This window comes from Pseudoprimorskyibacter insulae (assembly GCF_900302505.1).
Lineage (GTDB): Bacteria > Pseudomonadota > Alphaproteobacteria > Rhodobacterales > Rhodobacteraceae > Pseudoprimorskyibacter > Pseudoprimorskyibacter insulae.
In genome coordinates this window covers 311,653-337,066 of record NZ_OMOJ01000002.1, presented here as the reverse complement: position 1 = coordinate 337,066, position 25,414 = coordinate 311,653, and the positions used below count along the sequence as shown (strand labels likewise).

Annotated in this window: 22 protein-coding genes; 17 read left to right on the top strand and 5 right to left on the bottom strand. The window is 61.0% G+C overall.

Annotated elements, in window-relative coordinates; genetic code table 11:
* Nucleotides 1–74: 74 nt before the first annotated feature.
* From PRI8871_RS07095 to rlmH, 9 genes are all read left to right on the top strand, one after another.
* Entirely contained in the window at nucleotides 75–407 is a 333-nt protein-coding gene (locus tag PRI8871_RS07095) for a DUF8846 family protein (protein ID WP_108885492.1), read from the top strand.
* Entirely contained in the window at nucleotides 404–1,543 is a 1,140-nt protein-coding gene (gene dapE, locus PRI8871_RS07090; RefSeq protein ID WP_108885491.1) for a succinyl-diaminopimelate desuccinylase, read from the top strand. Before PRI8871_RS07095 ends, dapE begins: the two co-directional genes overlap by 4 nt.
* On the top strand, nucleotides 1,540–1,962 hold the full coding sequence (locus PRI8871_RS07085) for a GNAT family N-acetyltransferase (RefSeq protein WP_108885490.1): 423 nt from the start codon (nucleotides 1,540–1,542) through the stop codon (nucleotides 1,960–1,962). Before dapE ends, PRI8871_RS07085 begins: the two co-directional genes overlap by 4 nt.
* The gene (locus PRI8871_RS07080) at nucleotides 1,962–2,534 is read left to right on the top strand and encodes a TIGR04282 family arsenosugar biosynthesis glycosyltransferase (protein ID WP_108885891.1); all 573 of its coding nucleotides are present in this window, start codon (nucleotides 1,962–1,964) and stop codon (nucleotides 2,532–2,534) included. Before PRI8871_RS07085 ends, PRI8871_RS07080 begins: the two co-directional genes overlap by 1 nt.
* A 137-nt stretch (nucleotides 2,535–2,671) precedes the next feature.
* On the top strand, nucleotides 2,672–4,951 hold the full coding sequence (rnr, locus tag PRI8871_RS07075) for a ribonuclease R (RefSeq protein WP_108885489.1): 2,280 nt from the start codon (nucleotides 2,672–2,674) through the stop codon (nucleotides 4,949–4,951).
* A gap of 216 nt (nucleotides 4,952–5,167) precedes the next feature.
* Complete coding sequence (locus tag PRI8871_RS07070) at nucleotides 5,168–5,848, top strand: helix-turn-helix transcriptional regulator (RefSeq protein WP_108885488.1); 681 nt, start codon at nucleotides 5,168–5,170, stop codon at nucleotides 5,846–5,848.
* Between the two features lie 83 nt (nucleotides 5,849–5,931).
* Nucleotides 5,932–7,266 (top strand): lytic murein transglycosylase, encoded by a 1,335-nt coding sequence (locus tag PRI8871_RS07065; RefSeq protein ID WP_108885487.1) that lies wholly within the window; start codon nucleotides 5,932–5,934, stop codon nucleotides 7,264–7,266.
* Nucleotides 7,267–7,455: 189 nt separating this feature from the next.
* Nucleotides 7,456–7,821 carry a ribosome silencing factor gene (gene rsfS, locus PRI8871_RS07060; protein WP_245897792.1) on the top strand — a complete coding sequence of 122 codons (366 nt, stop codon included), beginning with the start codon at nucleotides 7,456–7,458 and terminating at the stop codon, nucleotides 7,819–7,821.
* 2 nt (nucleotides 7,822–7,823) lie between these two features.
* Nucleotides 7,824–8,294 carry a 23S rRNA (pseudouridine(1915)-N(3))-methyltransferase RlmH gene (gene rlmH / locus PRI8871_RS07055; protein WP_108885486.1) on the top strand — a complete coding sequence of 157 codons (471 nt, stop codon included), beginning with the start codon at nucleotides 7,824–7,826 and terminating at the stop codon, nucleotides 8,292–8,294.
* Here rlmH and PRI8871_RS07050 read toward each other — a convergent pair whose 3' ends face one another.
* On the bottom strand, nucleotides 8,295–9,098 hold the full coding sequence (locus tag PRI8871_RS07050; RefSeq protein ID WP_108885485.1) for an undecaprenyl-diphosphate phosphatase: 804 nt from the start codon (nucleotides 9,096–9,098) through the stop codon (nucleotides 8,295–8,297).
* Between the two features lie 222 nt (nucleotides 9,099–9,320).
* Here PRI8871_RS07050 and PRI8871_RS07045 point away from each other — a divergent pair, with 222 nt between their 5' ends.
* The 4 genes from PRI8871_RS07045 (at nucleotide 9,321) to mtgA (ending at nucleotide 16,884) form a co-directional block, all read left to right on the top strand.
* A complete protein-coding gene (locus PRI8871_RS07045; protein ID WP_108885484.1) occupies nucleotides 9,321–10,754 on the top strand; it encodes an NAD(P)-dependent oxidoreductase in 1,434 nt (477 codons plus the stop codon).
* A gap of 9 nt (nucleotides 10,755–10,763) precedes the next feature.
* A complete protein-coding gene (locus PRI8871_RS07040) occupies nucleotides 10,764–11,219 on the top strand; it encodes a GFA family protein (protein ID WP_245897791.1) in 456 nt (151 codons plus the stop codon).
* A gap of 88 nt (nucleotides 11,220–11,307) precedes the next feature.
* Complete coding sequence (gene gltB / locus PRI8871_RS07035; RefSeq protein WP_108885482.1) at nucleotides 11,308–15,846, top strand: glutamate synthase large subunit; 4,539 nt, start codon at nucleotides 11,308–11,310, stop codon at nucleotides 15,844–15,846.
* A 327-nt stretch (nucleotides 15,847–16,173) separates the two neighbouring features.
* Nucleotides 16,174–16,884, top strand: coding sequence for a monofunctional biosynthetic peptidoglycan transglycosylase (gene mtgA, locus PRI8871_RS07030; protein WP_108885481.1), 711 nt, complete (start codon nucleotides 16,174–16,176; stop codon nucleotides 16,882–16,884).
* A gap of 3 nt (nucleotides 16,885–16,887) precedes the next feature.
* Here the strand turns inward: mtgA and PRI8871_RS07025 are convergent, their stop codons facing one another.
* Nucleotides 16,888–18,237 (bottom strand): aminotransferase class III-fold pyridoxal phosphate-dependent enzyme, encoded by a 1,350-nt coding sequence (locus PRI8871_RS07025; protein WP_108885480.1) that lies wholly within the window; start codon nucleotides 18,235–18,237, stop codon nucleotides 16,888–16,890.
* 130 nt (nucleotides 18,238–18,367) lie between these two features.
* Here PRI8871_RS07025 and smpB point away from each other — a divergent pair, with 130 nt between their 5' ends.
* The 3 genes from smpB to PRI8871_RS07010 all read left to right on the top strand — a co-directional run bounded on the left by smpB (nucleotide 18,368) and on the right by PRI8871_RS07010 (nucleotide 20,987).
* The gene (gene smpB / locus PRI8871_RS07020) at nucleotides 18,368–18,841 is read left to right on the top strand and encodes an SsrA-binding protein SmpB (RefSeq protein ID WP_108885889.1); all 474 of its coding nucleotides are present in this window, start codon (nucleotides 18,368–18,370) and stop codon (nucleotides 18,839–18,841) included.
* 101 nt (nucleotides 18,842–18,942) lie between these two features.
* Nucleotides 18,943–19,800 carry a 3-mercaptopyruvate sulfurtransferase gene (gene sseA / locus PRI8871_RS07015; protein ID WP_108885479.1) on the top strand — a complete coding sequence of 286 codons (858 nt, stop codon included), beginning with the start codon at nucleotides 18,943–18,945 and terminating at the stop codon, nucleotides 19,798–19,800.
* The gene (locus tag PRI8871_RS07010) at nucleotides 19,800–20,987 is read left to right on the top strand and encodes an amino acid aminotransferase (RefSeq protein ID WP_108885478.1); all 1,188 of its coding nucleotides are present in this window, start codon (nucleotides 19,800–19,802) and stop codon (nucleotides 20,985–20,987) included. The genes sseA and PRI8871_RS07010 overlap by 1 nt, the downstream gene beginning before the upstream one ends.
* A 69-nt stretch (nucleotides 20,988–21,056) precedes the next feature.
* Here PRI8871_RS07010 and pncB read toward each other — a convergent pair whose 3' ends face one another.
* Nucleotides 21,057–22,349 carry a nicotinate phosphoribosyltransferase gene (gene pncB, locus PRI8871_RS07005; protein ID WP_108885477.1) on the bottom strand — a complete coding sequence of 431 codons (1,293 nt, stop codon included), beginning with the start codon at nucleotides 22,347–22,349 and terminating at the stop codon, nucleotides 21,057–21,059.
* A gap of 134 nt (nucleotides 22,350–22,483) precedes the next feature.
* Nucleotides 22,484–23,080, bottom strand: a complete 597-nt coding sequence (gene pncA / locus PRI8871_RS07000) for a bifunctional nicotinamidase/pyrazinamidase (protein ID WP_108885476.1) — start codon at nucleotides 23,078–23,080, stop codon at nucleotides 22,484–22,486.
* Nucleotides 23,081–23,195: 115 nt separating this feature from the next.
* Here pncA and trhO point away from each other — a divergent pair, with 115 nt between their 5' ends.
* The gene (trhO, locus tag PRI8871_RS06995) at nucleotides 23,196–24,122 is read left to right on the top strand and encodes an oxygen-dependent tRNA uridine(34) hydroxylase TrhO (protein ID WP_108885475.1); all 927 of its coding nucleotides are present in this window, start codon (nucleotides 23,196–23,198) and stop codon (nucleotides 24,120–24,122) included.
* A 42-nt stretch (nucleotides 24,123–24,164) separates the two neighbouring features.
* Here the strand turns inward: trhO and PRI8871_RS06990 are convergent, their stop codons facing one another.
* Nucleotides 24,165–25,412: an MFS transporter gene (locus PRI8871_RS06990; protein WP_108885474.1), complete on the bottom strand. Its 1,248-nt coding sequence runs from the start codon at nucleotides 25,410–25,412 to the stop codon at nucleotides 24,165–24,167.
* Nucleotides 25,413–25,414 lie beyond the last annotated feature (2 nt).

Sequence of the window (25,414 nt, the reverse complement as noted above, 5' to 3'; positions counted from 1 at the left end):
AAGCAATTGCTGGAACTTTCCTTATGGGTCTGACAAACAAGGCGCAACGAAAACCAAGGGGAACAGGTGCCTCAATGCCCAAGAAACCGTCACAACAAAAGGTTTATACGCTTCTTGTGCAAGTTGGGCGCAGGGATGGGGATGGCCTGCCCGATGGCTGCACCGGGGCCGGGCTGATGTGCTACTCCAGCGGAATTGATGAGGCCGAGGCCGTGCGCGAAACCGTCGCGATCCTCAAGCAGGCCGACATGGCCCCGCTGGATGTCACCGGCTATGGCACCCGCGAAGAACGCGAGGCCCAAGGCCATGACATCGACGATGATGAGGCCGAACTGATGCAGCGCGCGTTGGAAGAAAACTCGGTCATCGTGGCCCAAGTCACCCCCTTCTTCGGGGATAAGGCATGATTGATCCCGTCGATCTGACCGCCCGTTTGGTGCAATGCCCCTCGATCACGCCCGAGGAGGGCGGCGCATTGGTTCTGCTTCAGGACCTACTGACCGAGGCGGGGTTCACCTGCACCCGCGTCGATCGCGGCGTCACCTCGAACCTGTTCGCCCGCTGGGGCAACAAGGGCCATGCCCGCAGCTTTGGCTTTAACGGACACACCGATGTGGTGCCCCTTGGCAACCCCGATGACTGGACGATGGCCCCCTTCGGCGCCGAGATCAAAGACGGCTTCATGTATGGCCGTGGCACCACCGATATGAAATCGGGCGTCGCCGCATTTGCCGCCGCCGCCGTGGATTTCGTCAAGGACACGCCACCCGATGGCGCGATCATTCTGACCATCACCGGTGATGAAGAGGGCGACGCCACCGATGGCACCGTTGCCCTGCTGGATTGGATGGACGCCGAGGGCGAACGCATGTCGCATTGCCTCGTGGGCGAACCCACCTGCCCCAACCACATGGGCGAGATGATGAAGATCGGCCGCCGCGGCTCGCTCACCGCGTGGTTCACCGTAACCGGCGTGCAGGGCCATTCCGCCTACCCGCACCGCGCCAACAACCCGCTGAACGCCATGGCCCGCCTGATGAACGGGCTGGCCAGCCACGAATTGGACCAAGGCACCGACCATTTCGACGCCTCAACTCTGGCCGTCGTCACCATCGACACCGGCAACCCGGCAACCAACGTGATCCCGGCCAAATCCAAGGCCACTGTTAACATCCGCTTCAACGATCTGCACACCGGCCAAAGCCTGTCAGATTGGCTCCGGTCTGAGGCCGCCGCGATTGACGAGGTTTTCGGCACCAAGACCGACGTGACGATCAAGATCTCGGGCGAAAGCTTCCTGACCCCGCCGGGTGAGCTGTCGGGCATGGTCAGCCGCGCCGTTCAGCATCAAACCAATGTCACGCCTGAACTCTCAACCTCGGGCGGCACCTCGGACGCGCGTTTCGTCAAGAACCACTGCCCCGTGGTCGAGTTTGGCTTGGTCGGCAAAACCATGCACCAAGTGGACGAACGTGTTGAGGTGGCCCAGATACACCAGCTCAAGGCGATCTACACGCAAATCCTGCGGGACTATTTCGCATGACATGGCAGATCCGCGAAACATCGGATCTGACCGACGCGCACGCCCTGCGCCGCACCGTGTTCATCGAAGAACAGGCCATCGCGGAAGCCGAGGAATGGGATGACCTTGACGATCAGGCCATCCACCTCGTCGCCTACCAAGGCGAAACACCCCTCGGCACGGCTCGCCTGCTCACCTCGGGCAGCACCGGCAAAATCGGCCGCATCTGCGTCGCCAAACCGGCACGCGGCACCGGCCTTGGCGCGGCTCTGGTGGCCGAAGGCATCCAACGCCTCGCCCAGATCCCCGGCTTGACCACCGTCCGCCTCTCGGCCCAAGTCTACGCGACGGGCTTCTACGAAAAGCTGGGCTTCAGCGTCATCAGCGACCAATACGATGACGCCGGAATCCCCCACCACGACATGGAACGCCCCTTGTGATCCGCCCCACGCTGGTGGTGATGGTCAAGGAACCCCGCGCAGGCCGCGTCAAAACCCGCCTTGGCCGCGACATCAGCCAAACCGCCGCCGCTTGGTGGTTCCGCCATCAATGCACGCGCCTGCTGCGCCGCCTCGACGATCCGCGCTGGCACCTATTCCTCGCCGTCTCACCGGACCGCGCAGGCCTCACCAGCCGAAAATGGCCCGCGCACCTGCCGCGCCTCCCGCAAGGCCAGGGCGATCTGGGCGACCGAATGGCCCGCATCTTCCGGAGCCTGCCCGGCCCCACCGCCATCATCGGCGCCGACATCCCCGGCATCCAGCCCGATCACATCGCCCGCGCCTTCCGCGCACTTGGCCAAAACGACGCCGTCTTCGGCCCCGCCCATGACGGCGGCTATTGGCTAATCGGCCTCAAACACACGCCCCCCGCCACGCTGTTCCAAAACACCCGCTGGTCCACGGAACACGCGCTGACAGACACCATCGCCACCCTTCCCGGAAAACGCATCGCCCTGATCGACACATTGCGCGACGTCGACACCGCCGCCGACCTTCCCCGCATTTTCTGACCAAAAATATCCCCGCCGGAGGCAAACCCCGAGGGCAAGGCCGTAGGCCGCCCCCCGAGACATCATGCGCGTGCGTCAGCACGCACATTTGAACAAATCCACATGACGGCAACGCAGACCCGTGCTAGGCAAATCTCATGACACGGATCCCCTCACGGGACGAAATCCTTGAATGGATCTCGGCCCACCCGACACTCACCGCGAAACGAGACATCGCCAAGGCATTCGGCATCAAAGGTGCCGACCGGATTGAGCTGAAGCGCATCCTGCGCCAGCTTGAGGCCGAAGGCCATCTTGAAAAGCGCCACAAAACCTATCGTGACCCGGACCGCTTGCCGCCGGTCTCGGTGCTGCAAATCAAAGAACCCACGCCCGACGGCGATCTGTTCGCCCGTCCGCTTGAATGGCATGGCGAAGGGGTCGAACCGACAATCCTGGTGATTCCCCGCGCCTCAGACCCGGCTTTGGGCGAAGGCGACCGCATCCTTGGTCGCCTGACATTGGTCCATGCCGAAGATCACAATTATGAGGCCCGCCTGATCCGCCGCATCGGCACCAACCCGGCAAAGGTGGTCGGCATATTCCGCAAAGGGGCCGAAGGCGGGCGCATCGTCGCCATCGACAAAGGCCCGGCCAAGGAATGGAGCGTCGCCGAAGGCGCAACCGGCGGCGCGAAGGACGGCGAATTGGTCGAGGCCGAACAGGCCGGCCCCAAGAACCGCCTCGGGCTGGCCAAAGCCCGGATCGTGGCGCGTCTGGGCGATCCATCCGCGCCGCGCGCTGTGTCGCTGATTGCCATTCACCAGCACGGCATTCCCGACGATTTCCCCGATGATGTCGTCGCCGAGGCCGACAGCATGAAGCCCGCAGGCCTCAGCGGGCGCGAAGATCTGCGCGACCTGCCGCTGATCACCATCGACCCGGCCGATGCCCGTGACCACGACGATGCCTGCTATGCCCATGCCGATGACGACCCCAAAAATGCGGGCGGTCATGTCATCTGGGTTGCGATTGCCGATGTGGCGCATTACGTGCGCCCCGGCTCCGCCCTAGACCGTGAGGCCCGCAAGCGCGGCAACTCCAGCTACTTCCCCGACCGGGTGGTGCCGATGCTGCCGGACCGCCTGTCGGGCGACCTGTGCTCGCTTCACGAAGGCGTACCACGTGCCTGTATCGCTGTGCGTATGCAAATCGACGATGACGGCAATAAGATCGGCCATCGCTTCGTGCGCGGGCTGATGCGGTCGCCCGCCTCGCTCAACTACCGCGAAGTGCAAGAAGGTATGGACGGCGCGCCTAACGACAAGGTCGCGCCCTTGATGGAGGACGTGATCAAGCCGCTCTATGCCGCCTATCACGCTCTGCGACGCGCCCGTGATCGTCGCCAGCCGCTGGATCTGGACCTGCCCGAGCGCAAGATCATTCTGGACGATGACGGGCAGGTGCAATCGGTCAACTTCTCTGAACGGCTGGACGCGCACCGCCTGATCGAAGAGTTCATGATTCTGGCCAACGTCGCCGCCGCCGAAACCCTGAAGGCAAAGCGCACGCCGCTGCTGTTCCGCGTGCACGAAGAACCGCCGCCCGAAAAGCTCGATTCGCTGCGCGAAACCGCGCAATCGGCGGGGTTCAATCTGGCGAAGGGTCAGGTGCTGAAAACCGCCCACCTGAACCGTCTGCTGCATGACGCCGCCGGGTCGGATGAGGCCGAGCTGATCAACATCTCGACCCTGCGCAGCATGACGCAGGCCTATTATTCGCCCGAGAATTTCGGGCATTTCGGCCTTGCCTTGCAGAACTACGCGCATTTCACGTCGCCCATCCGGCGCTATTCCGATCTGATCGTGCATCGCGGTTTGATCAAATCGCATGATTGGGGCAAGGACGGTCTAAGCCCCGAAGACATCGACAAGCTGGACACCACGGCGCAGCACATCTCGGACACGGAACGCCGGTCGATGATGGCCGAACGCGACACCACCGACCGCTATCTGGCCGCCTATCTGGCCGACCGGATCGGGGCCGAGTTCACGGGCAAGATCAGCGGCATCGCCAAGTTCGGGCTGTTCGTGCGACTGGATGAAACTGGTGCCGATGGGCTGGTCCCGATGAGCGCCGTGGGCAACGAGTATTTCCATTTCGACCGCGACAACGGCACGCTGATGGGGGCCGACAGTGGCCGCATTATCAGCCTTGGCCTGCGCGTCACGGTTCGGTTGTCTGACGTCACGCCGGTGACCGGTGGCATCGGGCTAGAGCTGCTTGATATCGAGGGTGAAGCCCTGCCGAAAGGGCGCGGCGCGCCTCGGTTCAACCGCTCGGGCAAGTCGGGAAAAGGCAGCCCCAAGCGGAAATTGGCGCGGGCCAAAAAGAAGGCCTCCAAGACCACGGCGAAGGTCAAACGCACCCGCCGCTAAGGGTGTCAGAACGCCCCTGGTAACCATCTGTTTTCAAACAATTGCTGCGCAGCATTTTTCGTCCAATGCTGCGCAGAATCCGCGCAGAAAATCCCTCCGACCCACGCAAGAATGCCGCAACGCAGCATCGAAAAATGCTGCGCCTATTTCTGCAAATCCTCCTCGACACATTCGGCACGGCCTGTCACCTTTTGACAGCAGCCAAAAGCGATCCAGATGTCCCGCACCGCCCGCCTGTTCCAATTGATGCAAGCCCTACGCAGCATGACGCCGCCCGTCACGGCGCAGCAGTTGGCTGATGAAACCGGCGTGTCGGAACGCACCCTGTATCGCGACATCGACGCCTTGCGCGGGCTGGGTGCGAATATCGAAGGCGCGGCAGGGTTTGGGTACACCCTGATTGAAGACGCGGCCTTGCCGCCGATGATGTTCAACGACGAAGAAATCGAAGCCTTGGTTCTGGGCCTGCAAGAGGTGCAACAGGTCGGAGACCCCGCTTTGGCCGATGCCGCCCACGCCGCCCTTACCAAGCTGCGCGCCCGACTGCCAGACCGTCAGGCGCACCGCCTGAAACACGCGATTCTGTCCGCCCGCCGGTTTGAGCGCCCGCCCGCGCCCACCGTTGACGCAAGACTGCTGCGCCGCGCGGCATGGGACGAAGTACAGGTGCGGTTTCAATACAGCGACAAGTTCGGCCAACCGTCCGAGCGCGAGGTTAAACCGCTTGGTGTGGTATTCTTCCAAGCCAGCCACTGCCTGCTGGCGTGGTGCCTGTTGCGCCAAGATTTCCGCGCCTTCCGGCTGGACCGTATGTCGGCGCTTGAGGTGACAACCACCAGTTTCCGCCCAAAGCGGGTTGCGATGCTGCGCGACTACCTAAAGATGATCGGCGGATAGTTGCGGGCCATCGTTCGAACAGGTTCTCAGATTGTGCGAAGCGGGTTACCCTTCCCTTAATGATAATCTGACAGGACACTGTCATGAGCAGCACATCTTTCTTTGCCGCCATCGCGGTTCTTTTTGGTTTGACCTCTGTCGCGGCTGCCTCGGTTGAGGTGTCGGCACGCCCCCAAGCGCGGCCAGTTGACGAAATCCAAACCGCGCAAGTCACGGTACAACGCTCGGCCCGGCCGCGCATTCGCCCGGATGTATCGTTGCCCGCCCCGGTGCCTGAGGTGACCAAAGTTGCCTCGAACCCGGCAGGCTTTGGCGCGTGGGTCAAATCCTTCCGCCGCAAGGCCCGCGCCGCCGGGATCACTGACCGGACCTATGATCTGGCCTTTCGCAACGCCGCCTATGACCCCGACATCGTGCGCCGCGACCGATCGCAGGCAGAGTTCACCAAGATCCTTTGGGACTATCTGGACAAAGCCGTGTCTGACACGCGCATTCGCAACGGCAAGGCCGCGCTGCGCAAATACCGCACCCTGCTGGACCGGATTGAGGCCAAGTATGGCGTCGACAAAGAGGTGGTCGTTGCGGTCTGGGGGCTGGAATCGTCTTACGGTGCGATCCGGGGCAGCACGCCTGTGATCGGCGCAATGGCAACGCTCGCCTATGACGGACGCCGCGCCAAGTTCTTTGAGAATGAACTGATTCACGCCCTGCGAATCCTTCAATCCGGCGTGGTGTCCGCATCGCGTTTTACCGGCAGTTGGGCGGGCGCGATGGGGCATACGCAGTTCATGCCGTCCTCCTATTCGGCCTTCGCGGTCGATTTTGATGGCAAGCGGGGAAAAGATATTTGGTCGGACGATCCCACCGACGCGCTGGCTTCAACCGCCGCTTATCTGTCACGAAATGGCTGGCGCAAAGGCACCCCTTGGGGGGTGGAGGTGAAGCTGCCCAAGGGCTTTGATTACCGTCTGGCCAAGCGCAGCATCAAGCGGATGCCGTCGGATTGGGCCAAGCTGGGCATCACCGATATGTCGGGCAAACCGGTGCGCGATTACGGGTCAGCATCCGTTCTGGTGCCCGCCGGATCGCAAGGCGCTGCCTTTCTTATTTTCAAGAATTTCAAAGTGATCGAGACGTATAACACCGCCGACGCCTATGTGATTGCGGTGGGACATCTGGCCGACCGTCTGCGCGGCGGCCCCGGGATCAAAGCCAAGTGGCCGCGCGGCGACCGGGTGCTGACATTCGCCGAGCGTAAGGAGCTGCAACGCCGCCTGAAGGCGCTTGGACTCTATTCCTACAACATCGATGCCAAGATGGGCCCGCTGACGATTGAAGCGGTGCGCGCCTTCCAAATGAGCCGCGGCATGACGCCCGACGGATATCCTTCGTTACGAATTTTGCAAAAACTGCGTTGATCCGCCTGCCTTTCGCGCATAAATGCGCCCTCTGCCGGGGGCAAACGTGCCCGGCGTTGAGAAGTGGGCGAAAAAATGCTAGCTTTTCAGGTAGGCCCAGCGTCGGGGCACAGGCGGCGCGCAACCAAGGAGGACTATGTCCTGTCTCTTTCCGCAGACACGGCGCACGCCGTTCAGACGGGCGCTTCCATGACAGGAACCGCACCCGATGGCGCAGCAAGCAAGCAAACGCTTGACGCAATTCTGTCCATTCTGACTGAAAACAAAGCCGAAGACATCGTGCAGATCGACCTGCGCGGCAAATCGGCTATTGGCGATTTCATGGTGATCTGCTCGGGCCGGTCATCGCGTCAGGTGGCCGCTCTGGCCGATAAGGTCGTCGAGGATCTGAAGCGCGATCGCGGGGTCTTCTCGAAGGTCGAAGGCAAGGAAACCGGCGATTGGGTTCTGATCGACGCGGGCGACGTTATCGTCCACGTCTTCCGTCCCGAAGTGCGAGAGTTTTATCAGCTCGAAAAGATGTGGCTGCCCGCAGGGGCGACCCCGACCGCCTAAGAATGCGTGTCCATCTATGCGTCGTGGGCCGGCTGCGTTCCGGCCCCGAGAAGGATTTGATCGACGACTACCTGGATCGGTTCGACAAATCAGGCCGGTCTATGGGGCTTGGTCCAGTCACCGTTACCGAAGTCGAAGACAAAAAGGGCGGCGGCATGTCCGCCGAGGCAGCGCTGCTGCGCAAGGCCCTGCCCAAAGGCGCGCGCATCTGTGCGCTGGATGAGCGGGGCAAGCTGGTCACCTCTCCTCAGTTCGCGAATCGGATCGCGCAATGGCGCGACACCGGCACCAGCGATCTGGCCTTTATCATTGGCGGCGCGGACGGGATCGACCCGACCTTGCGGGCCGAGGCCGATATGCTGCTGAGTTTCGGCAAAATGGTCTGGCCGCACATGCTGGCTCGCGTCATGCTAAGCGAACAGATCTACCGCGCGGCCACGATCCTTGCGGGCGGCCCCTATCACCGCGTTTGATCAGCTGTAAGCGATCCACAGCAGGACCAGCCCAAGGATCACGCGGTAGATGACGTAAGGTGTAAAGCTGACCGACCGCAGCAGCCGCATCATCAGCCACAGCGCCCCAAGCGCCGACACGAACGACAGAACGGCGGCAATCGCACCGTCCCTGGCCGCCGCCGCATCCGCCGTTGCCGCGACCTCCAGCCCCAAAAGCGTGGCAGATGCGATGATCGTCGGGATCGACATCAGCATGGCCAGCTTGGCCCCGTCCTGACGTTTGTAGCCCAAGTGACGCGCAGCCGTGATAGTAATGCCCGACCGCGAGGTGCCCGGGATCAGCGCAATCGCCTGCCACAGCCCCATGACAATCGCGTCGCGCATCGTCCAATCGGCATCGCGCTTGACCTCGGCCCCGGTCCGGTCAGCCCAAAACAGTACCAGACCGAAAATCAGCATTGTCCAGCCGATCACCGCCACAGACCGCAGCGCGTCGTCCAGACCCGTTACCTTCAATGCCAAGCCTGCGACAATCACCGGCACCGTCGCCACGATCAGCATCAGCGCCAGTTTCGCACCCGGCGTATCGGCCTTGCCCCGCAGCAATCGCCCCAGTCCGATGATGGCGTCCCGCACATCGGCCCAGAAAAACAGAACGACGGCGAACAAAGTGCCCAAATGCACTGCGACATCGATCACCTGCCCCTGGTCTGTATGCCCGGTCAATTTTGGCAAGAGAATCAGGTGCCCAGATGAGGAAATGGGCAAAAATTCGGTAACGCCTTGAATTAGGGCAAGAATAGATAGGTAGAGAAGGCTCATTGGGTTTGCCTGTGCAGAAATTTGTGCCACTGGTATAAACCAAGCAATTTCAATCGGAAGGGCGGATTTAGGTCCACTTCGGACTATAAATTTTCGATTATTTCCCCAGAACCTTGCAAATGCAGAGAAACTTTCTCAATATAGGTCAGCACGACTGACTTTTCTTTCTTTTCGCGTTCTCGTAATAGAAGCGCTCAGACCAGATTCCGGGAGTGACGCAACATGGCGAAACAGCCGATGCTGAAATTCGTACAGATCAACCGCGACATGCCGTCCAAGCGTGCCGCCGAAGACCGTAAACAGGACTTCGATGAGATCTATGCCGAGTTTGCAGCTGCCAAAGCCGAAGAGCAAGCCAGCCGCTGCAGCCAGTGCGGTGTGCCGTATTGCCAAAGCCACTGCCCGCTGCACAACAACATTCCCGACTGGCTTCGCCTGACCGCGACCGGCCGCCTGGAAGAGGCATATGGCGTCAGCCAGGCCACCAACACCTTCCCGGAAATCTGCGGCCGCATTTGCCCGCAAGACCGTCTGTGCGAAGGCAACTGTGTGATCGAACAATCGGGCCACGGCACCGTGACCATCGGCTCGGTTGAAAAGTACATCACGGACACCGCGTGGGAAAAAGGCTGGGTTCAGCCGATCGCGCCGGTTCAGGAACGCGCCGAAAGCGTTGGCATCATCGGTGCGGGCCCCGGCGGGCTTGCCGCCGCGGACATGCTTCGCCGCGCGGGCCTTCAAGTCACCGTATACGACCGGTACGACCGCGCAGGCGGCCTGCTGACCTACGGCATTCCGGGCTTCAAGCTGGAAAAAGACGTGGTCATGCGCCGTGTTGAGCTGCTCGAAAAAAGCGGCGTGACCTTCAAGATGAACTGCGCCGTCGGCGAAGATATAACATTCGAAGAAATCCGCAGCACCCATGACGCGGTGATCATCGCGACGGGCGTTTACAAATCGCGCGATCTTCAAGGCCCCGGTTCGGGTGCCACGGGCATCGTCCGCGCCATCGACTATCTGACCGCGTCCAACCGCGCGTCGAACTTTGGAGACACCGTGCCCGAGTTCGAAAGCGGCGAGCTGAACGCAAACGGCAAAAAGGTCGTCGTGATCGGCGGCGGTGACACCGCGATGGACTGCGTGCGTACCGCGATCCGCCAGGGCGCCGAAAGCGTGAAGTGCATGTATCGCCGTGACCGCGCCAACATGCCCGGCTCGCAGCGCGAAACGCAGAACGCCGAAGAAGAAGGAGTGGTGTTCGAATGGCTGACCGCCCCCAAGGGCTTTACCGGTGATGCCGTCGAAGGCGTGATGGCGCAGAAAATGCGTCTGGGCCTTCCCGATGCATCGGGCCGTCAAAGCCCGGAACTGATCGAAGGGTCGGATTACACCGAACCGGCGGATCTGGTCATCAAGGCCCTGGGCTTTGAACCCGAAGACCTGCCGACGCTCTGGGGCTGCGCGGAACTGGAAGTGACCCGTTGGGGCACCGTGAAGGCCGAATTCACCAGTGGCCGCACCGCCCTGCCCGGCGTCTATGCCATTGGCGACATCGTGCGCGGTGCATCGCTGGTTGTGTGGGCCATCCGCGACGGTCGCGATTGCGCCGATGCCATTCTGGCCGACCTGTCGGCCAAGGCCGTAGCGGCCGAGTAAGGAGCAGCGATGCAGCGAACCGGAGGATGCATGTGCGGCGCGGTTATCTTCACCGCACGCAATGTGCCCAGCACGGCAGGCATCTGCCATTGCCCGATGTGTCGCCGGTGGACCGGCTCGGCCCTGATCGGCGTGACGGTTCCTGCGGACAAGGTGGTTTGGCAGGGCGAACACAACATCGCCCGCCTGCAAAGTTCCCGCTGGGCCGAACGGGCCTGGTGCAAACAATGTGGTTCGAACCTGTATTTCAGGGTCACAATGGAAAGCGAATGGTCGGGCAATTACGAACTGCCCATGGGACTGTTTGACGATCCCAACGGGTTCGAGATCACGAACGAAATATACTTCGACCACAAACCGGACAGCTACAGCTTTGCCGGGACGGATCGGACCCAACTGACCCGCGCGGATTGCGTGGCCAAGTTTCCGGTGTTGGACGAAGACGGCCCGCTTAAGGCGGGCTGACCCGAACAGACCTAATGGAACGCCCGCACGGGCGGTCTAGCAAAGATTTCACCGCCGCACCTGCGGCACTGCATGGAGGATCAAAGCCATGACCACATTCGACGCAAACTGGGCAGCCGAAATGGAAGCCAAGCGCAAATGGCTGGCCGAGAACGGTCTTTACTCGGAAGAGGAAGAGCATTCGTCCTGCGGCGTTGGCCTTGTTGTTTCGCTGGATGGCAAGCCCAGCCGTAAGGTTGTTGATGCAGGCATCACCGCGCTGAAAGCCATTTGGCACCGTGGCGCTGTTGACGCCGACGGCAAAACCGGTGACGGCGCGGGCATTCACGTGCAGATCCCGGTGGCCTTCTTCTACGACCAGATCGACCGCACCGGCCACAAGCCGCGCATGAACGAATTGATGGCCGTGGGTCAGGTCTTCCTGCCCCGCACCGATTTTGGCGCGCAGGAAACCTGCCGGACCATTGTGGAAACCGAAGTTCTGCGCATGGGCCACTACATCTATGGTTGGCGCCACGTTCCGGTGAACGTCGATTGCCTGGGCGAAAAGGCAAACGCCACGCGCCCGGAAATCGAACAAATCCTGATCTCGAACGCCAAAGGCATCGGCGAAGAAGAGTTCGAGCGTGAACTCTATGTCATCCGTCGTCGCATCGAAAAGGCCGCGGCTGCCGCTGGCGTGGGCCAGCTGTACATCGCGTCGCTGTCCTGCCGTTCGATCATCTACAAAGGCATGATGCTGGCCGAACAGGTTGCGGACTTCTATCCCGACCTTCAGGACGAACGCTTTGAATCGGCCTTCGCCATTTATCACCAGCGTTATTCGACCAACACTTTCCCGCAGTGGTGGCTGGCCCAGCCGTTCCGCATGCTGGCGCACAACGGCGAAATCAACACGCTGAAAGGCAACGTCAACTGGATGAAGAGCCATGAGATCCGCATGGCTTCCTCTGCCTTTGGCGATCATGCTGAAGACATCAAGCCGATCATTGCAACCGGCGCTTCGGACTCGGCCGCGCTTGACGCCGTGTTCGAAGTCCTGGTCCGCGCGGGCCGCAACGCGCCCATGGCGAAAACCATGCTGGTGCCGGAATCGTGGTCCAAGCAGGCCAACGAACTGCCGCAGGCGTGGCAGGACATGTACAGCTATTGCAACAGCGTGATGGAGCCGTGGGACGGCCCCGCTGCGCTGGCCATGACCGACGGTCGTTGGGTCTGTGGCGGTCTGGACCGCAACGGCCTGCGCCCGATGCGCTATGTCGTGACCGGTGACAACATGCTGATCGCAGGTTCGGAAATCGGCATGGTTCCGACGGATGAGGCGACCGCCCGTGAAAAAGGCGCGCTTGGACCGGGCCAGATGATTGCCGTCGATATGAAAGAGGGCAAGCTCTATCACGACGTCGAAATCAAGAACCGTCTGGCCGCAAGCCAGCCCTTCAGCGACTGGGTCGGCAAGATCAACGAACTGGACGATGCGCTGGCCAAGGTGAACGAAGCCCCGATGTTCTCGGGTGCTGAGCTGCGCCGCCGCCAGATTTCGGCAGGCTACACCGTTGAAGAACTGGAACAGATCCTCGCGCCGATGGCCGAGGACGGCAAGGAATCCATCGCCTCGATGGGTGATGACACGCCGTCGGCTGTGCTTTCGAAAAAGTACCGCCCGCTGTCGCATTACTTCCGCCAGAACTTCAGCCAGGTGACCAACCCGCCGATCGACAGCCTGCGCGAATTCCGCGTCATGAGCCTGAAGACACGGTTTGGCAACCTCAAGAACGTGCTGGACGAAAGCAGCGCCCAGACCGAGATCCTGGTTCTGGACAGCCCCTTTGTCGGCAACGCACAGTTCGAAGACCTGAAGACACATTTCAATGCCGATTGCGTTGAGATCGACTGTACCTTCCCGGCAGGTTCGGGCAACGGCGCACTGCGCGAACACCTTGAGCGGATCCGCATTGAGGCCGAAGACGCCGTGCGTTCGGGTGCTGGCCACCTGATCCTGACAGACCACCACGCCGATGCCGACAAAGTTGGCATGCCGATGATCCTCGCGACATCGGCGGTGCATTCGCACCTGACCCGCAAGGGCCTGCGCACCTTCTGTTCGCTGAACGTGCGTTCGGCGGAATGTATCGACCCGCATTACTTTGCAGTGCTGATCGGAGCCGGTGCCACCGTGGTCAACGCTTATCTGGCCGAAGATTCGTTGGCCGACCGTATCAACCGTGGCCTGCTGGACATCTCGTTGACAGAAGCGGTCAGCAAGTACCGTGAAGCCATCGATCAGGGCTTGCTGAAGATCATGTCCAAGATGGGCATCTCGGTCATCTCGTCCTATCGCGGCGGTCTGAACTTCGAAGCTGTCGGCCTGAGCCGCGCCATGTGCGCCGAGTTCTTCCCCGGCATGATTTCCCGCATCTCGGGGATCGGCGTTTCGGGCATCCAGACCAAAGCCGAAGAGGTTCACCGCCTCGGGCTTGGCGGCGGTCAGGACGTTCTGCCGATCGGCGGCTTCTACAAGGCACGTAAGTCGGGCGAAACCCATGCTTGGGGTGCGCAGACCATGCACCTGATGCAGGCGGCCTGTGACAAGGCGTCGTTTGCCCTGTGGCAGCAGTATTCGAAAGCAATGCAGGCCAACCCGCCGATCCACTTGCGTGACCTGCTGGCCATGAAGCCGCTGGGCAAGCCGGTTCCGATCGAAGAGGTCGAAAGCATCACCTCGATCCGCAAGCGTTTCGTTACGCCCGGTATGTCGCTTGGCGCCCTGTCGCCCGAAGCGCACAAACTGCTGAACGTGGCCATGAACCGCATCGGCGCCAAGTCCGACTCGGGCGAGGGCGGTGAAGATCCGGCACATTTCGTACCGGAGCCCAACGGCGACAACCCCTCTGCGAAGATCAAGCAGGTGGCGTCGGGCCGCTTTGGTGTGACCGCTGAATACCTGAACCACTGCGAAGAGCTTGAGATCAAGGTCGCGCAGGGTGCCAAGCCGGGTGAAGGCGGCCAGCTGCCGGGGATGAAAGTCACCGACCTGATCGCGCGTCTGCGTCACTCGACCAAAGGCGTGACGCTGATTTCGCCGCCGCCGCACCACGACATCTACTCGATCGAAGATCTGGCCCAGCTCATCTATGATCTGAAGCAGATCAACCCGACCGTGAAAGTAACTGTCAAGCTGGTGGCATCTTCGGGCGTTGGCACCATCGCCGCAGGCGTGGCCAAGGCCAAGGCCGACATCATCCTGATCTCGGGCCACAACGGCGGCACGGGCGCATCGCCTGCGACCTCGATTAAGTATGCAGGTCTGCCGTGGGAAATGGGCCTGACCGAAGCGCATCAGGTTCTGGCAATGAACAATCTGCGTTCGCGCGTTGTGCTGCGGACGGATGGTGGCCTGCGCACGGGTCGTGACATTGTCATGGCTGCGATGATGGGTGCCGAAGAATACGGCATCGGCACCGCCGCCCTGATCGCGATGGGCTGCATCATGGTCCGTCAGTGTCAGTCGAACACCTGCCCGGTCGGCGTGTGTACCCAAGACGCGGCCCTGCGTGCCAAGTTCACCGGCACCGCGGATAAGGTCGTCAACCTGATCACCTTCTACGCACAAGAAGTGCGCGAGATTCTGGCGTCGATTGGCGCACGTTCGATGGATGATGTCATCGGCCGTGCTGACCTGCTGCGTCAAGTATCGCGTGGCTCGGATCACCTGGATGATCTGGACCTGAACCCGCTTCTGATCCGTGTCGATGGCTCGGACGATATCGAGTACAACCGTGACCGCCCGCGCAATGCCGTGCCGGACACGCTGGACGCCGAAATCGTACGTGACGCGGCCCGCTTCCTGAGGGACGGCGAAAAGATGCAACTGTCCTATGCTGTGCAGAACACGCACCGCACCGTGGGCACGCGCACCTCGTCGCACATCGTTCGGAACTTTGGCATGCGCAACGCGCTTCAGCCGGATCACCTGACGGTCAAGCTGACGGGCTCTGCCGGTCAGTCGCTGGGGGCCTTTGCGGCGCCGGGTCTGAAGATCGAAGTCTCGGGCGATGCCAACGACTATGTCGGCAAAGGCCTGTCGGGCGGCACGATTGTCGTGCGTCCGCCGATGGCTTCGCCGCTGGTGGCATCTGAGAACACGATCATCGGCAACACCGTGCTTTATGGCGCAACCGATGGCTTCCTGTTTGCAGCAGGCCGCGCGGGCGAACGTTTCGCCGTCCGTAACTCGGGTGCCAGCGTGGTTGTCGAAGGCTGCGGATCGAACGGTTGTGAATACATGACCGGCGGCATGGCCGTGATCCTTGGCCCCATCGGCGCGAACTTTGGCGCGGGAATGACCGGCGGCATGGCGTTCCTGTACGATCCGAACGGAGAGGCAGAATCGCTGATGAACATGGAATCGCTGGTGACCTGCCCGGTCACCACGGACCACTGGACCGAGGTTCTACGCTCGCTTGTTCAGCGTCATGCGGATGAGACCGGCAGTCGCAAAGCGCTGGATCTGCTTCAGCACTGGGACGAAGAGCTGCCGAAGTTCTTGCAGGTCTGCCCGATCGAGATGCTGAACAAGCTGGACAACCCGATCGGCATCGAAAAAGAAGCCATTCCGGCGGAATAAAACACCAAGGGCGGCCCAAGTGGCCGCCCTTTTTCTGGTCCGCACAGGTCCGTGTGCGCCTCGGCACCAACTCCCTTAATAATTGATTAACCTTTTTATCGCCGCAAACCTTGCGCTATTTTGGCTCGTTTGCAGCCTATGCTTGTAGCATGCTCTGATTTACCTCCCTAAACAGAGCGAGCTTTGCTCATGTGTATGTAAGACCTTAACAGGCCTGTGCGATCTCCAGCGCACAGGTCTGTTGTCCTTTCGACCCATGATTGTTTTCCCCGCCGCCAACCCGGTCTATAGTTCGACAAACCGAAGATTGGGCAGGTACAGGCAAACATGGCCAAAGCGGCAAAGAAGAAGCGCAGCAAAAAGCGCTTCAACCCGGTTCGATGGCTCACCAAATGGCTGGCGCGTCTTGTCGCGCTGGTGGTTGCCTTGGTGTTGGCCGTTATCCTGTTGTTCAGCCTGTTTAACCCGCCGACCACTTACTACATGTCATCGGAAAAGCTGCGCCTTGGGCAGATCGACCATATCTGGGTGGATGCCGATCAGATCGCCCCGGTGATGTTCCGATCCGTTGTCGCCGCCGAAGATGCCAATTTCTGCACGCATTGGGGCTTTGACGTTGCCGCGCTGAAGGCCGCGATCGAAGACGGCGGGGCGCGGGGTGCCTCAACCATTTCGCAGCAAGTGGTGAAGAACGTCTTTCTGTGGCATGGCCGCACCTACACCCGCAAGGCACTGGAGGCGATCCTGACACCGGTCGTGGAAGGTCTTTGGTCCAAGCGCCGTATTCTTGAGGTGTATCTGAACGTGGCCGAATTTGACGAAGGTGTGTTTGGCGTCGAAGCCGCGGCCCGTCACTATTTTGGCGTCGGGCCAGAGGCGCTGTCGCCAACGCAGGCCGCCCGTCTGGCGGCCATTCTGCCCGCCCCGAAAACGCGATCTGCCAGCAACCCCAGCAGCTATGTGCGCCGCCGTGCGGCCAGTATCATCGACGGCGCGGCCACCATCCAAAGGGATGGCCGCGCCGCTTGTTTCGAATAGGCCTCAGACCACCGAGAAGCCCGCATCAAGCGCGTTGATGATCACGTCTACCTCGTCGGCGGTGATCGTCAGCGGCGGCGACATCAGGATGTTGTGCATCCCGATCCGCACCATCGCGCCCGCCTCATAGGTGGCGTCCTGAATGCGGGTCATCGTGGCCCCGTCCATCGGCGTTTTGGCCGCCGAATCCGACACAAGCTCGATCCCGGTCATCAGGCCATGGCCACCGCGTACATCACCGATGAAGTCGTACTTTTCCGCCAGCCCCAGCACACCTTCATAAAGCTGCGTTCCGCGTTCGGCGGCATTGGCCTGCGTGTTCAAACGCTTGGTTTCCGCCAATGTCGCCACAACAGCCGCCGAGCCAACCGGATGCGCCGAATAAGTGTAGCCGTGATAGATGCCGCCCTCTTCGCCCGAGGATTCGAACACGTCTGCCACGGCCTCGCTGAACATGGCCGCGCCCACCGGGAAATACCCCGAGGTGATGCCCTTGGCCGTGCTCATCATATCGGGCTTCACGCCCCAATGCCGCGCGCCCGAGCCATGGCCCGTCCGGCCAAACCCGGTAATCACCTCATCCGAGATGAGCAGAATGCCGTGACGGTCGCAGATATCGCGCATCAGCGGCATGAAGGTTTCGTCCGGCACAATCACGCCGCCCGCGCCCTGAATCGGCTCCATGATCAAGGCCGCGATGGTATTGGCCCCCTGGAAGGCGATCTCATCTTCCATCGCACAGGCAATCGCCTGCGCCAACGCCGCGCCGTCGCGTTCGTTGAACGGGTTGCGATAGGTGTAAGGCGACGGCAAGTGGAAACATCCCGGCAACAGCGGTTCGTACTTGGTGCGGAAGCGGTTGTTGCCATTCACGCTGGCCCCGCCGAAATGGGTACCGTGATAGCCCTTTTTCAGCGACAGGAACTTGGTGCGCGTCGGTTCGCCGCGCAGGCGGTGGTACTGACGCGCCAGTCGCAGACAGGTTTCGACCGAATCCGATCCGCCCGAGGTAAAGAACACCCGGCCCATGCCATCGTCGGCAAAGTATTCGCGCACGGCAAGGCTCGCCTCAATCGCGGTGGGGTTCGTGGTACCGGCAAAGGCCGAATAGTAGGGCAGATCGTAAAGCTGCTTGCTGATCGCCTCTTTGACCACGTCGTTCGAATAGCCAAGGTTGACGCACCAAAGCCCGCCAACCGCATCCACCACCGAATGCTCGTCAATATCGGTGATCCGAACGCCTTCGGCCTTGGTGATGATCCGCGGCGGGTTTTTCTGTTGATCGCCGGGATGCGCCATTGGGTGCCACAGGTGGCGTGCGTTGTTCTCTTTCAGAAAGTTGTCGTCTCGCATAGGGCGCTCCTTTGATATTGAGACCACCGAACCCGTTCTGTGCGACGCTGTCCAGCCTGCAACCGACATTGTGGGAAACTTTGCGCCCTCCATGGACACAGCCGCAGCGGCGCATTATCTCTGGCCCACCATGGCTAAACAAACGACAGATCCCAATTACAAAGTCATCGCCGAAAACCGGCGTGCCCGTTTCGATTACGCAATCGAGGACGATATCGAGTGCGGCATCATCCTGACCGGGTCCGAGGTGAAATCGCTGCGCGAAAACACCTCGAACATTGCCGAAAGCTATGCAGCAGTGGAAAACGGCGAATTGTGGTTGGTGAACAGCTATATCGCGCCCTATGACCGCGCCATGTTCAGCCACGAAGAACGCCGCCGCCGCAAGCTGCTGGTCAGCCGGCGAGAACTGGCCCGCCTGTGGAATGACACCCAGCGCAAGGGCATGACCATCGTTCCGCTGGTCATGTATTTCAACCATCGCGGCAAGGTGAAGCTGAAGGTCGGCATCGCCAAAGGCAAGAAGAACCACGACAAGCGCGAATCAGAGGCCAAGCGTGATTGGAACCGCCAGAAACAGCGGTTGCTGAAGGAAAGCCACTGACCCCGTTTTAAGTCGCATTTGCGTGGTTTCCGTCCCACCGGACTTGCCACGCATGGCCGCCGGATGTAGGCAAGGCCGAACGTTTAACCCGCGGGGGTTCCATGGCTTATGATGATCCCAAGACGCTGGTCTCGACCGAATGGCTGGCAAAGCACCTGAAAGACCCCGATTTGCGGGTCTTGGATGCATCGTGGTACTTGCCCACGATGAACCGCAATCCCAAGGCGGAATATGACGATGCGCATATTCCCGGTGCGCGGTTCTTTGATATCGACGAAATTTCCGACCTGCGGTCCGACTTGCCGCACATGATCCCTCCGATCGAAAAATTCATGAGCCGCTGCCGCGCCATGGGCGTAGGCGATGGCCACCAGATCGTCGTGTATGACGGCATGGGCATCTTTTCCGCGCCGCGCGTGTGGTGGATGTTCAAGCTGATGGGTCAGGACAATATTGCCGTGTTGGACGGCGGGTTTGCCAAGTGGCAGGCCGAAGGTCGCCCGATCGAAGATCTGCCGCCGATGATCCGCGACCGCCACATGACCGTGCGCCGCCAGAACCACATGGTGAAGGACGTCACGCAAGTGTCTGCGGCGTCCAAGCTGCGCGACCATGAAATCATTGATGCGCGGTCCGCCGCCCGGTTCCGTGGCGATGCGGCCGAACCGCGCCCCGGCCTGCGGGCGGGCCACATTCCCGGCGCGCGAAACGTCTATTACGCCGATCTGCTGAACGCAGATCAGACCATGAAGGACCCTTTGGCGCTGAAAGCGGTGTTTGAATCCGCCGGCGTCGACCTTAGCAAGCCGGCAATCACCTCCTGCGGGTCGGGCGTCACCGCCGCGATCCTCAGCCTTGCCATGACCTGCTTCGGCAAGTCCGACCATTCGCTTTACGACGGGTCTTGGGCCGAATGGGGGGCCTTCCCCACCCTGCCCGTCGCCACCGGAGACGACTAATGTTTGAAACCCTCAAAGAACTTCCGGGCGATAAAATCCTCGCTCTGATGCAGCTGTATCGCGACGATCCGCGCGAGGCCAAGATTGACCTTGGCGTCGGCGTGTACAAGAACGCCGACGGCGTGACGCCCGTCATGAAGGCGATCAAAGACGCTGAAAAGCAGCTGTGGGAAGCCGAAATCACCAAGACCTACGTGGGCCTGATCGGCGATCCGGCGTTTTCGGACGCGATGATCAAGCTGGTTCTGGACGGCGTTGTTGAGCGGAAAGCCGTCGCTTCGGCAGCAACCCCCGGCGGCACCGGTGCCGTGCGTCAGGCGTTTGATTTCGCCCGCATGGCCAACCGCAATGTGCGCGTGTTCGTGTCAACCCCGACCTGGCCGAACCATCTGTCGATCCTCAAGCACATGGAGATCGAAACGGTTCCCTACCGCTATTTCGACGAAGAAACCTGCGGCGTGGATTTCGACGGTATGATGGCCGATCTGGCCGCTGCAAAACCCGGTGATGTGGTTCTGCTGCACGGCTGCTGCCACAACCCCACCGGTGCCAACCTGAACATGGCCCAGTGGCAAGAGGTCGTGGCCCTGCTGCAAAAAACCGGCGCGACCCCGATGATCGACATCGCCTATCAGGGCTTTGGCGACGGTCTGGATGATGACGCTGCCGCAACCCGCCTTGTGGCCTCGTCGCTGCCGGAAACCATCATCGCGGCCTCGTGCTCGAAGAACTTCGGCATCTACCGCGAACGTACCGGCCTGCTGATGGTCGTGTCGCAAGACACCAGCCGCACCGCCATCAACCAAGGCACGCTGGCCTATCTGAACCGTCAGAACTATTCGTTCCCGCCGGATCACGGCGCGCGCTTGGTCACCATGGTTCTGAACGACGACGCACTGCGCGGCGATTGGGTCACGGAACTGGAAGAAACCCGCCTGTCGATGCTGACCCTGCGCCAGCAGCTGGCGGACGAACTTCAAGCCAAGACCGGCTCGAACCGCTTCGGCTTTATCGCCCAACACCGCGGCATGTTCTCGCGGCTTGGCCTGTCAGAGGCCGACGTGCTGAAGATCCGCGAAAGCCACGCGATTTACATGGTCGGTGATAGCCGCATCAACATCGCAGGCCTGAACAGTAAGACCGTTCCGGTTCTGGCTGACGCGATTGCGCAGGTCGTCAAAAGCTAACGCCGTAGGGTGGGGTTTCACCCCACCGCCACCAAGAACAAAGGCCGGGCGATTGCCCGGCCTTTTGCGTTACACCACCACGTCCATGCGGGTTTGTTCCCCAACCCCGAACACACGTTTGTATCGCGCAATTTCTTCCGCTGGGCCCATGGCCTTGTTCGGGTTGTCCGACAGTTTCACAGTGGGCCGCCCATTGGCCGAAATCGCCTTGCAGACAAGACTGAACGGCGCCAGCCCATCATTCGGCGCAAGGCCCCGGAAATCATTGGTCAGCAAAGTGCCCCACCCGAAGGACGCACGCACTCGCCCCTGAAACTGGCGGTGCAGTTCAACGATCTTCTGTTCGTCCAACCCATCCGAGAAAATGACCAGCTTCTTGGTCGGATCCTCGCCCCGGTCCTTCCACCATTTGATCGCCGTTTCCGCACCTGTGGCGGGATCGCCGCTGTCAATGCGAATGCCGGTCCAACCCGCCAGCCAATCCGGCGCACGCTTCAGGAACCCTTCGGTGCCGTAGGTGTCGGGCAGAATGATGCGCAGATTTCCGTCATGTTCTTCGTGCCAGTCGGCCAAAACGTTATAGGGCGCATGCGCCAGCGCCGCGTCATCCTCGGCCAGCGCGGCATAGACCATCGGCAGTTCATGTGCGTTTGTGCCGATCGCCTCTAGGTCGCGGTTCTTGGCGATCAGACAGTTGGACGTGCCGATGAAATTGTTGCCCAGCCCTTCCAGCATCGCCTGCACGCACCAATCCTGCCACAAGAAGGAATGGCGGCGGCGCGTGCCGAAATCGGCAATTCGAAGGTCCGGGATCTGGCGCAGATGTTCGACCTTTTCCCAAAGCTTCGTCATGGCGCGGGCATACATCACCTGAAGCTCAAACTTGCCCATATCGTTCAGTACGGCGCGGCCCCGCAGCTCCATCAGGATCGCAAGCGCGGGGATTTCCCAAAGCATCACCTCGGGCCAGCTGCCCTCAAACGTCAGCTCATACTGATCGCCGACGCGTTCAAGTTCATAGGGGGGCAGGCGCAGGTTTTCGAACCACTCCATGAAGTCAGGGCGGAACATCGACCGCTTGCCGTAAAAGGTGTTCCCGCGCAGCCAGGTGCTTTCACCCCGCGTCAGCGACAAGGACCGCACATGATCCAACTGTTCGCGCAATTCGCCTTCGTCGATCAGCTTGGCCAGCGGAACCGAGGCGGTGCGATTGATCAGGCTGAACGTGACCTGCGTGTCTGGCTTGTTGCGAAAGACCGACTGACACATCAGCAGCTTGTAAAAATCCGTGTCGATCAACGACCGGACAATCGGGTCAATTCTCCACTTATGGTTCCAAACGCGGGTCGCGATATCAACCATGGGCAAGCCTCCTGTAGCGCCCGACGGTTAAAACAGGGCGCTAACGCGCTGACAAGCGGCGCAAAAGGGATTTTTGGCGAAAAAACCACTGTAAAGTGATGGTTCGCGGCGACGATTGGAAACCGGCACCACCGTCAGACGATCTTGACCCCGGCTTCGGCCATGCCAGCTATCGCCGCCGCCAATGATCCGTCCAGATCAATCGCTCGGCACAGATCGGTGCGCACGGTCACATCGAACCCCAGTTTGGCCGCATCCACCGCCGAGAAGTTCACACAGAAGTCCGTGGCGAGCCCGACCATCGTCAACGTGATGATCCCGCGGCTGCGCAGATATCCCTCCAGCCCCGTGGGCGTTTTGTGATCGTTCTCAAAGAAGGCCGAATAGCTGTCGATCTCGCGCCGAAACCCTTTTCGGATGATCAGATCGGCCGGGTCAATGTGCAAGCCGGGATGAAACTGCGCCCCCTCGCTGCCCCAAACGCAATGATCCGGCCAGAGCACCTGCGGACCATAAGGCATTTCGGTCAGGTCAAAGGGCGCGCGCCCCTCATGCTGTGACGCGAATGAACTGTGATCGCCGGGGTGCCAATCTTGGGTCAAAACAACCGCGCCCGCCGCAAGCATCAGCGCGTTGATGCCATCCACAATCTCGTCGCCGCCCGCCACGGCCAAAGATCCGCCGGGGCAGAAATCATTCTGAACATCAATCACGATCAAAGCGTCGGTCATATGGATCTCCTGCAATGCTTGAACAAAGCCTATCCCACGCCCTGCCCGCGTCAAGCAAGCCCTGCGACGGCAAATCCCCTTGCCCGGTGGACGTGACAGGCGTAAGGCGCAAATTATGTTTACAGTCTGCGCTCTCTATCATTTCACCCGCTTCGACGATCCCGCCGCGCTGCGCGGCCCGCTTCTGACGCTCTGCCGCGATCAGGCCATCACCGGCACCTTGCTATTGGCCAAGGAAGGTATCAACGGCACGGTCGCCGGCCCCAAGGCCGGGATCGACGCGCTCATCGCCCATATCCGCGCCCTGCCCGGCTGCACCGATTTCGAATACAAGCTGTCGACCGCCGAACAGCGCCCCTTCGCACGGATGAAAGTCCGCCTGAAGAAAGAGATCGTCACCATGGGCCAGCCCGATGTCGATCCGCGCGCCACGGTCGGGCATTACGTCGATCCCAAAGACTGGAATGACCTGATCCGCAGCCCCGATGTGGCCGTAATCGACACGCGCAACGATTACGAAATCGCCATCGGCACCTTCGAAGGCGCGATTGACCCGCACACCGCCACCTTCCGCGAATTCCCCGACTGGTGGGAAAAGAACAAAGACCGCTTCCACAACAAGCGCATAGCCATGTTCTGCACCGGCGGCATCCGCTGCGAAAAATCCACCAACTGGCTGATCCAGCAAGGCGTCGACGAGGTGTTCCACCTCAAGGGCGGCATTCTGAAATATCTCGAAGAGATGCCCAAAGAAGACAGCACCTGGCAGGGCGAATGCTTTGTCTTTGACGGGCGCGTCTCGGTCGGGCACGGGCTAGAGGAAGGCCCGCACCTTCTGTGCCACGCCTGCCGCCGCCCGATCCTGCCGCACGATCGCGACCACGCCGATTACGAACACGGCGTATCCTGCCACCAGTGCATCACTGAAACCTCAGATGAGGACAAAGCCCGCTTCCGCGAACGGCAAAAGCAAATCGCGCTGGCGGCCGAACGCGGCGAACGGCACCTGCACGCCGACGTCATCGACGACGCAGAAATGTAAAAACAAAGGGGGCCGCCGCGCCCCCTTATGTATTTTCTGACCTTAAATATCCCGGGGAGTCGGTGCCGAAGGCATCGACGGGGCAGAGCCCCCAAACCCCGCTGACCGTCCCGCAAACAGGATGCTCAGCATGATACCGACGTTCAGCACGTTCCACGCGATGCCGTTCAGAAACGCCCATTGGTAATTGCCTGTGACATCGTAAATCCAACCGGACATCCAACCACCCAGCGCCATCCCGGCGATGGTCATCATCATCACAAAGCCAATCCGCGCACCGGCCTCTTTTGCGGGCAGGTATTCGCGCACGATCACCGCATAGCTGGGCACGATCCCGCCCTGCGACAGGCCAAACACAAGGCTCACCACATAGAGCGAGGCAAGCTCGCCCGCAGGCAGGTACAAGAACAGCGCGACGGCCTGCAACGCCGACCCAATCAAAAGCGTCCGTACCCCGCCCAGCTTATCGGCCAACATCCCCGACACCACGCGCGACACCACGCCGCCCAGCAGCATCAGCGACAGCATCTCGGCCCCGGCGGTCGCGCCAAACCCGTAGTCCACGCATAGCGACACGATATGAACCTGAGGCATAGACATGGCGACGCAGCAGCTTACACCGGCAAGCCCCAGCAACCATTGCAGGCGCACCGGGCTTAGAACCGCGCGGCGCGGGCCAGTGGGCAGGGCTTTGGGCGCATCGGCCAGTTCCGTCACCCGTCGGCGCAGCAGCACCGACATCGGCATGACCAAGACCACCGTCAGAACCGCCAGCGCCATATAGATCCAGCGCCAGCCCTCGTCTCCGGCCATCCAGCCCAAGACCAGCGGCCAGAATGCTCCGGCCAGATAATTGCCCGAGGCGGCAATCGCCACGGCTATGCCGCGCCGCCGCTGAAACCATTGCGAGATGTCTGAAATCAACGGCCCAAAGCAAGCCGAGGTGCCAAAGCCAATCGCCAGTTGCGCCGCCGACAGGGCAACCAAGGACGGGCTGTGCGACGCCACCACATAGCCTGCGGCCATCAATCCCGCCGCCAGAAACAGCGATACAGCCATCCCCCAGCGATCCACCGCGCGGCCAATGATCAGGTTGCCAATGGCAAAGCCGATCATCGTCACTGCATAGGGCAAGGAACTGACCGCGCGCCCTGCGCCAAACTCGGCCTGTACATCCGGCATGACCACGATGATCGACCACATGCCGACATTGCCAGTGATGGCAATCAGCAAGGTCAGCGAAAGCCGCACCCAGGAATATCGGCTATCGAGTTCAGAGATCTGTTCCATGG

Bases quoted from the DNA above. Each gene is read 5' to 3' on its own strand.
- pncA (WP_108885476.1), bottom strand. From the start codon at position 23,080: ATGACCGACGCTTTGATCGTGATTGATGTTCAGAATGATTTCTGCCCC.
- mtgA (WP_108885481.1), top strand. From the start codon at position 16,174: ATGGCCAAAGCGGCAAAGAAGAAGCGCAGCAAAAAGCGCTTCAACCCG.
- dapE (WP_108885491.1), top strand. From the start codon at position 404: ATGATTGATCCCGTCGATCTGACCGCCCGTTTGGTGCAATGCCCCTCG.
- gltB (WP_108885482.1), top strand. From the start codon at position 11,308: ATGACCACATTCGACGCAAACTGGGCAGCCGAAATGGAAGCCAAGCGC.
- PRI8871_RS07065 (WP_108885487.1), top strand. From the start codon at position 5,932: ATGAGCAGCACATCTTTCTTTGCCGCCATCGCGGTTCTTTTTGGTTTG.
- PRI8871_RS07050 (WP_108885485.1), bottom strand. From the start codon at position 9,098: ATGAGCCTTCTCTACCTATCTATTCTTGCCCTAATTCAAGGCGTTACC.
- smpB (WP_108885889.1), top strand. From the start codon at position 18,368: ATGGCTAAACAAACGACAGATCCCAATTACAAAGTCATCGCCGAAAAC.
- PRI8871_RS07010 (WP_108885478.1), top strand. From the start codon at position 19,800: ATGTTTGAAACCCTCAAAGAACTTCCGGGCGATAAAATCCTCGCTCTG.
- PRI8871_RS06990 (WP_108885474.1), bottom strand. From the start codon at position 25,412: ATGGAACAGATCTCTGAACTCGATAGCCGATATTCCTGGGTGCGGCTT.
- rnr (WP_108885489.1), top strand. From the start codon at position 2,672: ATGACACGGATCCCCTCACGGGACGAAATCCTTGAATGGATCTCGGCC.
- pncB (WP_108885477.1), bottom strand. From the start codon at position 22,349: ATGGTTGATATCGCGACCCGCGTTTGGAACCATAAGTGGAGAATTGAC.
- rlmH (WP_108885486.1), top strand. From the start codon at position 7,824: ATGCGTGTCCATCTATGCGTCGTGGGCCGGCTGCGTTCCGGCCCCGAG.
- trhO (WP_108885475.1), top strand. From the start codon at position 23,196: ATGTTTACAGTCTGCGCTCTCTATCATTTCACCCGCTTCGACGATCCC.
- PRI8871_RS07040 (WP_245897791.1), top strand. From the start codon at position 10,764: ATGCAGCGAACCGGAGGATGCATGTGCGGCGCGGTTATCTTCACCGCA.
- sseA (WP_108885479.1), top strand. From the start codon at position 18,943: ATGGCTTATGATGATCCCAAGACGCTGGTCTCGACCGAATGGCTGGCA.
- PRI8871_RS07025 (WP_108885480.1), bottom strand. From the start codon at position 18,237: ATGCGAGACGACAACTTTCTGAAAGAGAACAACGCACGCCACCTGTGG.
- PRI8871_RS07095 (WP_108885492.1), top strand. From the start codon at position 75: ATGCCCAAGAAACCGTCACAACAAAAGGTTTATACGCTTCTTGTGCAA.
- PRI8871_RS07045 (WP_108885484.1), top strand. From the start codon at position 9,321: ATGGCGAAACAGCCGATGCTGAAATTCGTACAGATCAACCGCGACATG.
- PRI8871_RS07085 (WP_108885490.1), top strand. From the start codon at position 1,540: ATGACATGGCAGATCCGCGAAACATCGGATCTGACCGACGCGCACGCC.
- PRI8871_RS07070 (WP_108885488.1), top strand. From the start codon at position 5,168: ATGTCCCGCACCGCCCGCCTGTTCCAATTGATGCAAGCCCTACGCAGC.
- rsfS (WP_245897792.1), top strand. From the start codon at position 7,456: ATGACAGGAACCGCACCCGATGGCGCAGCAAGCAAGCAAACGCTTGAC.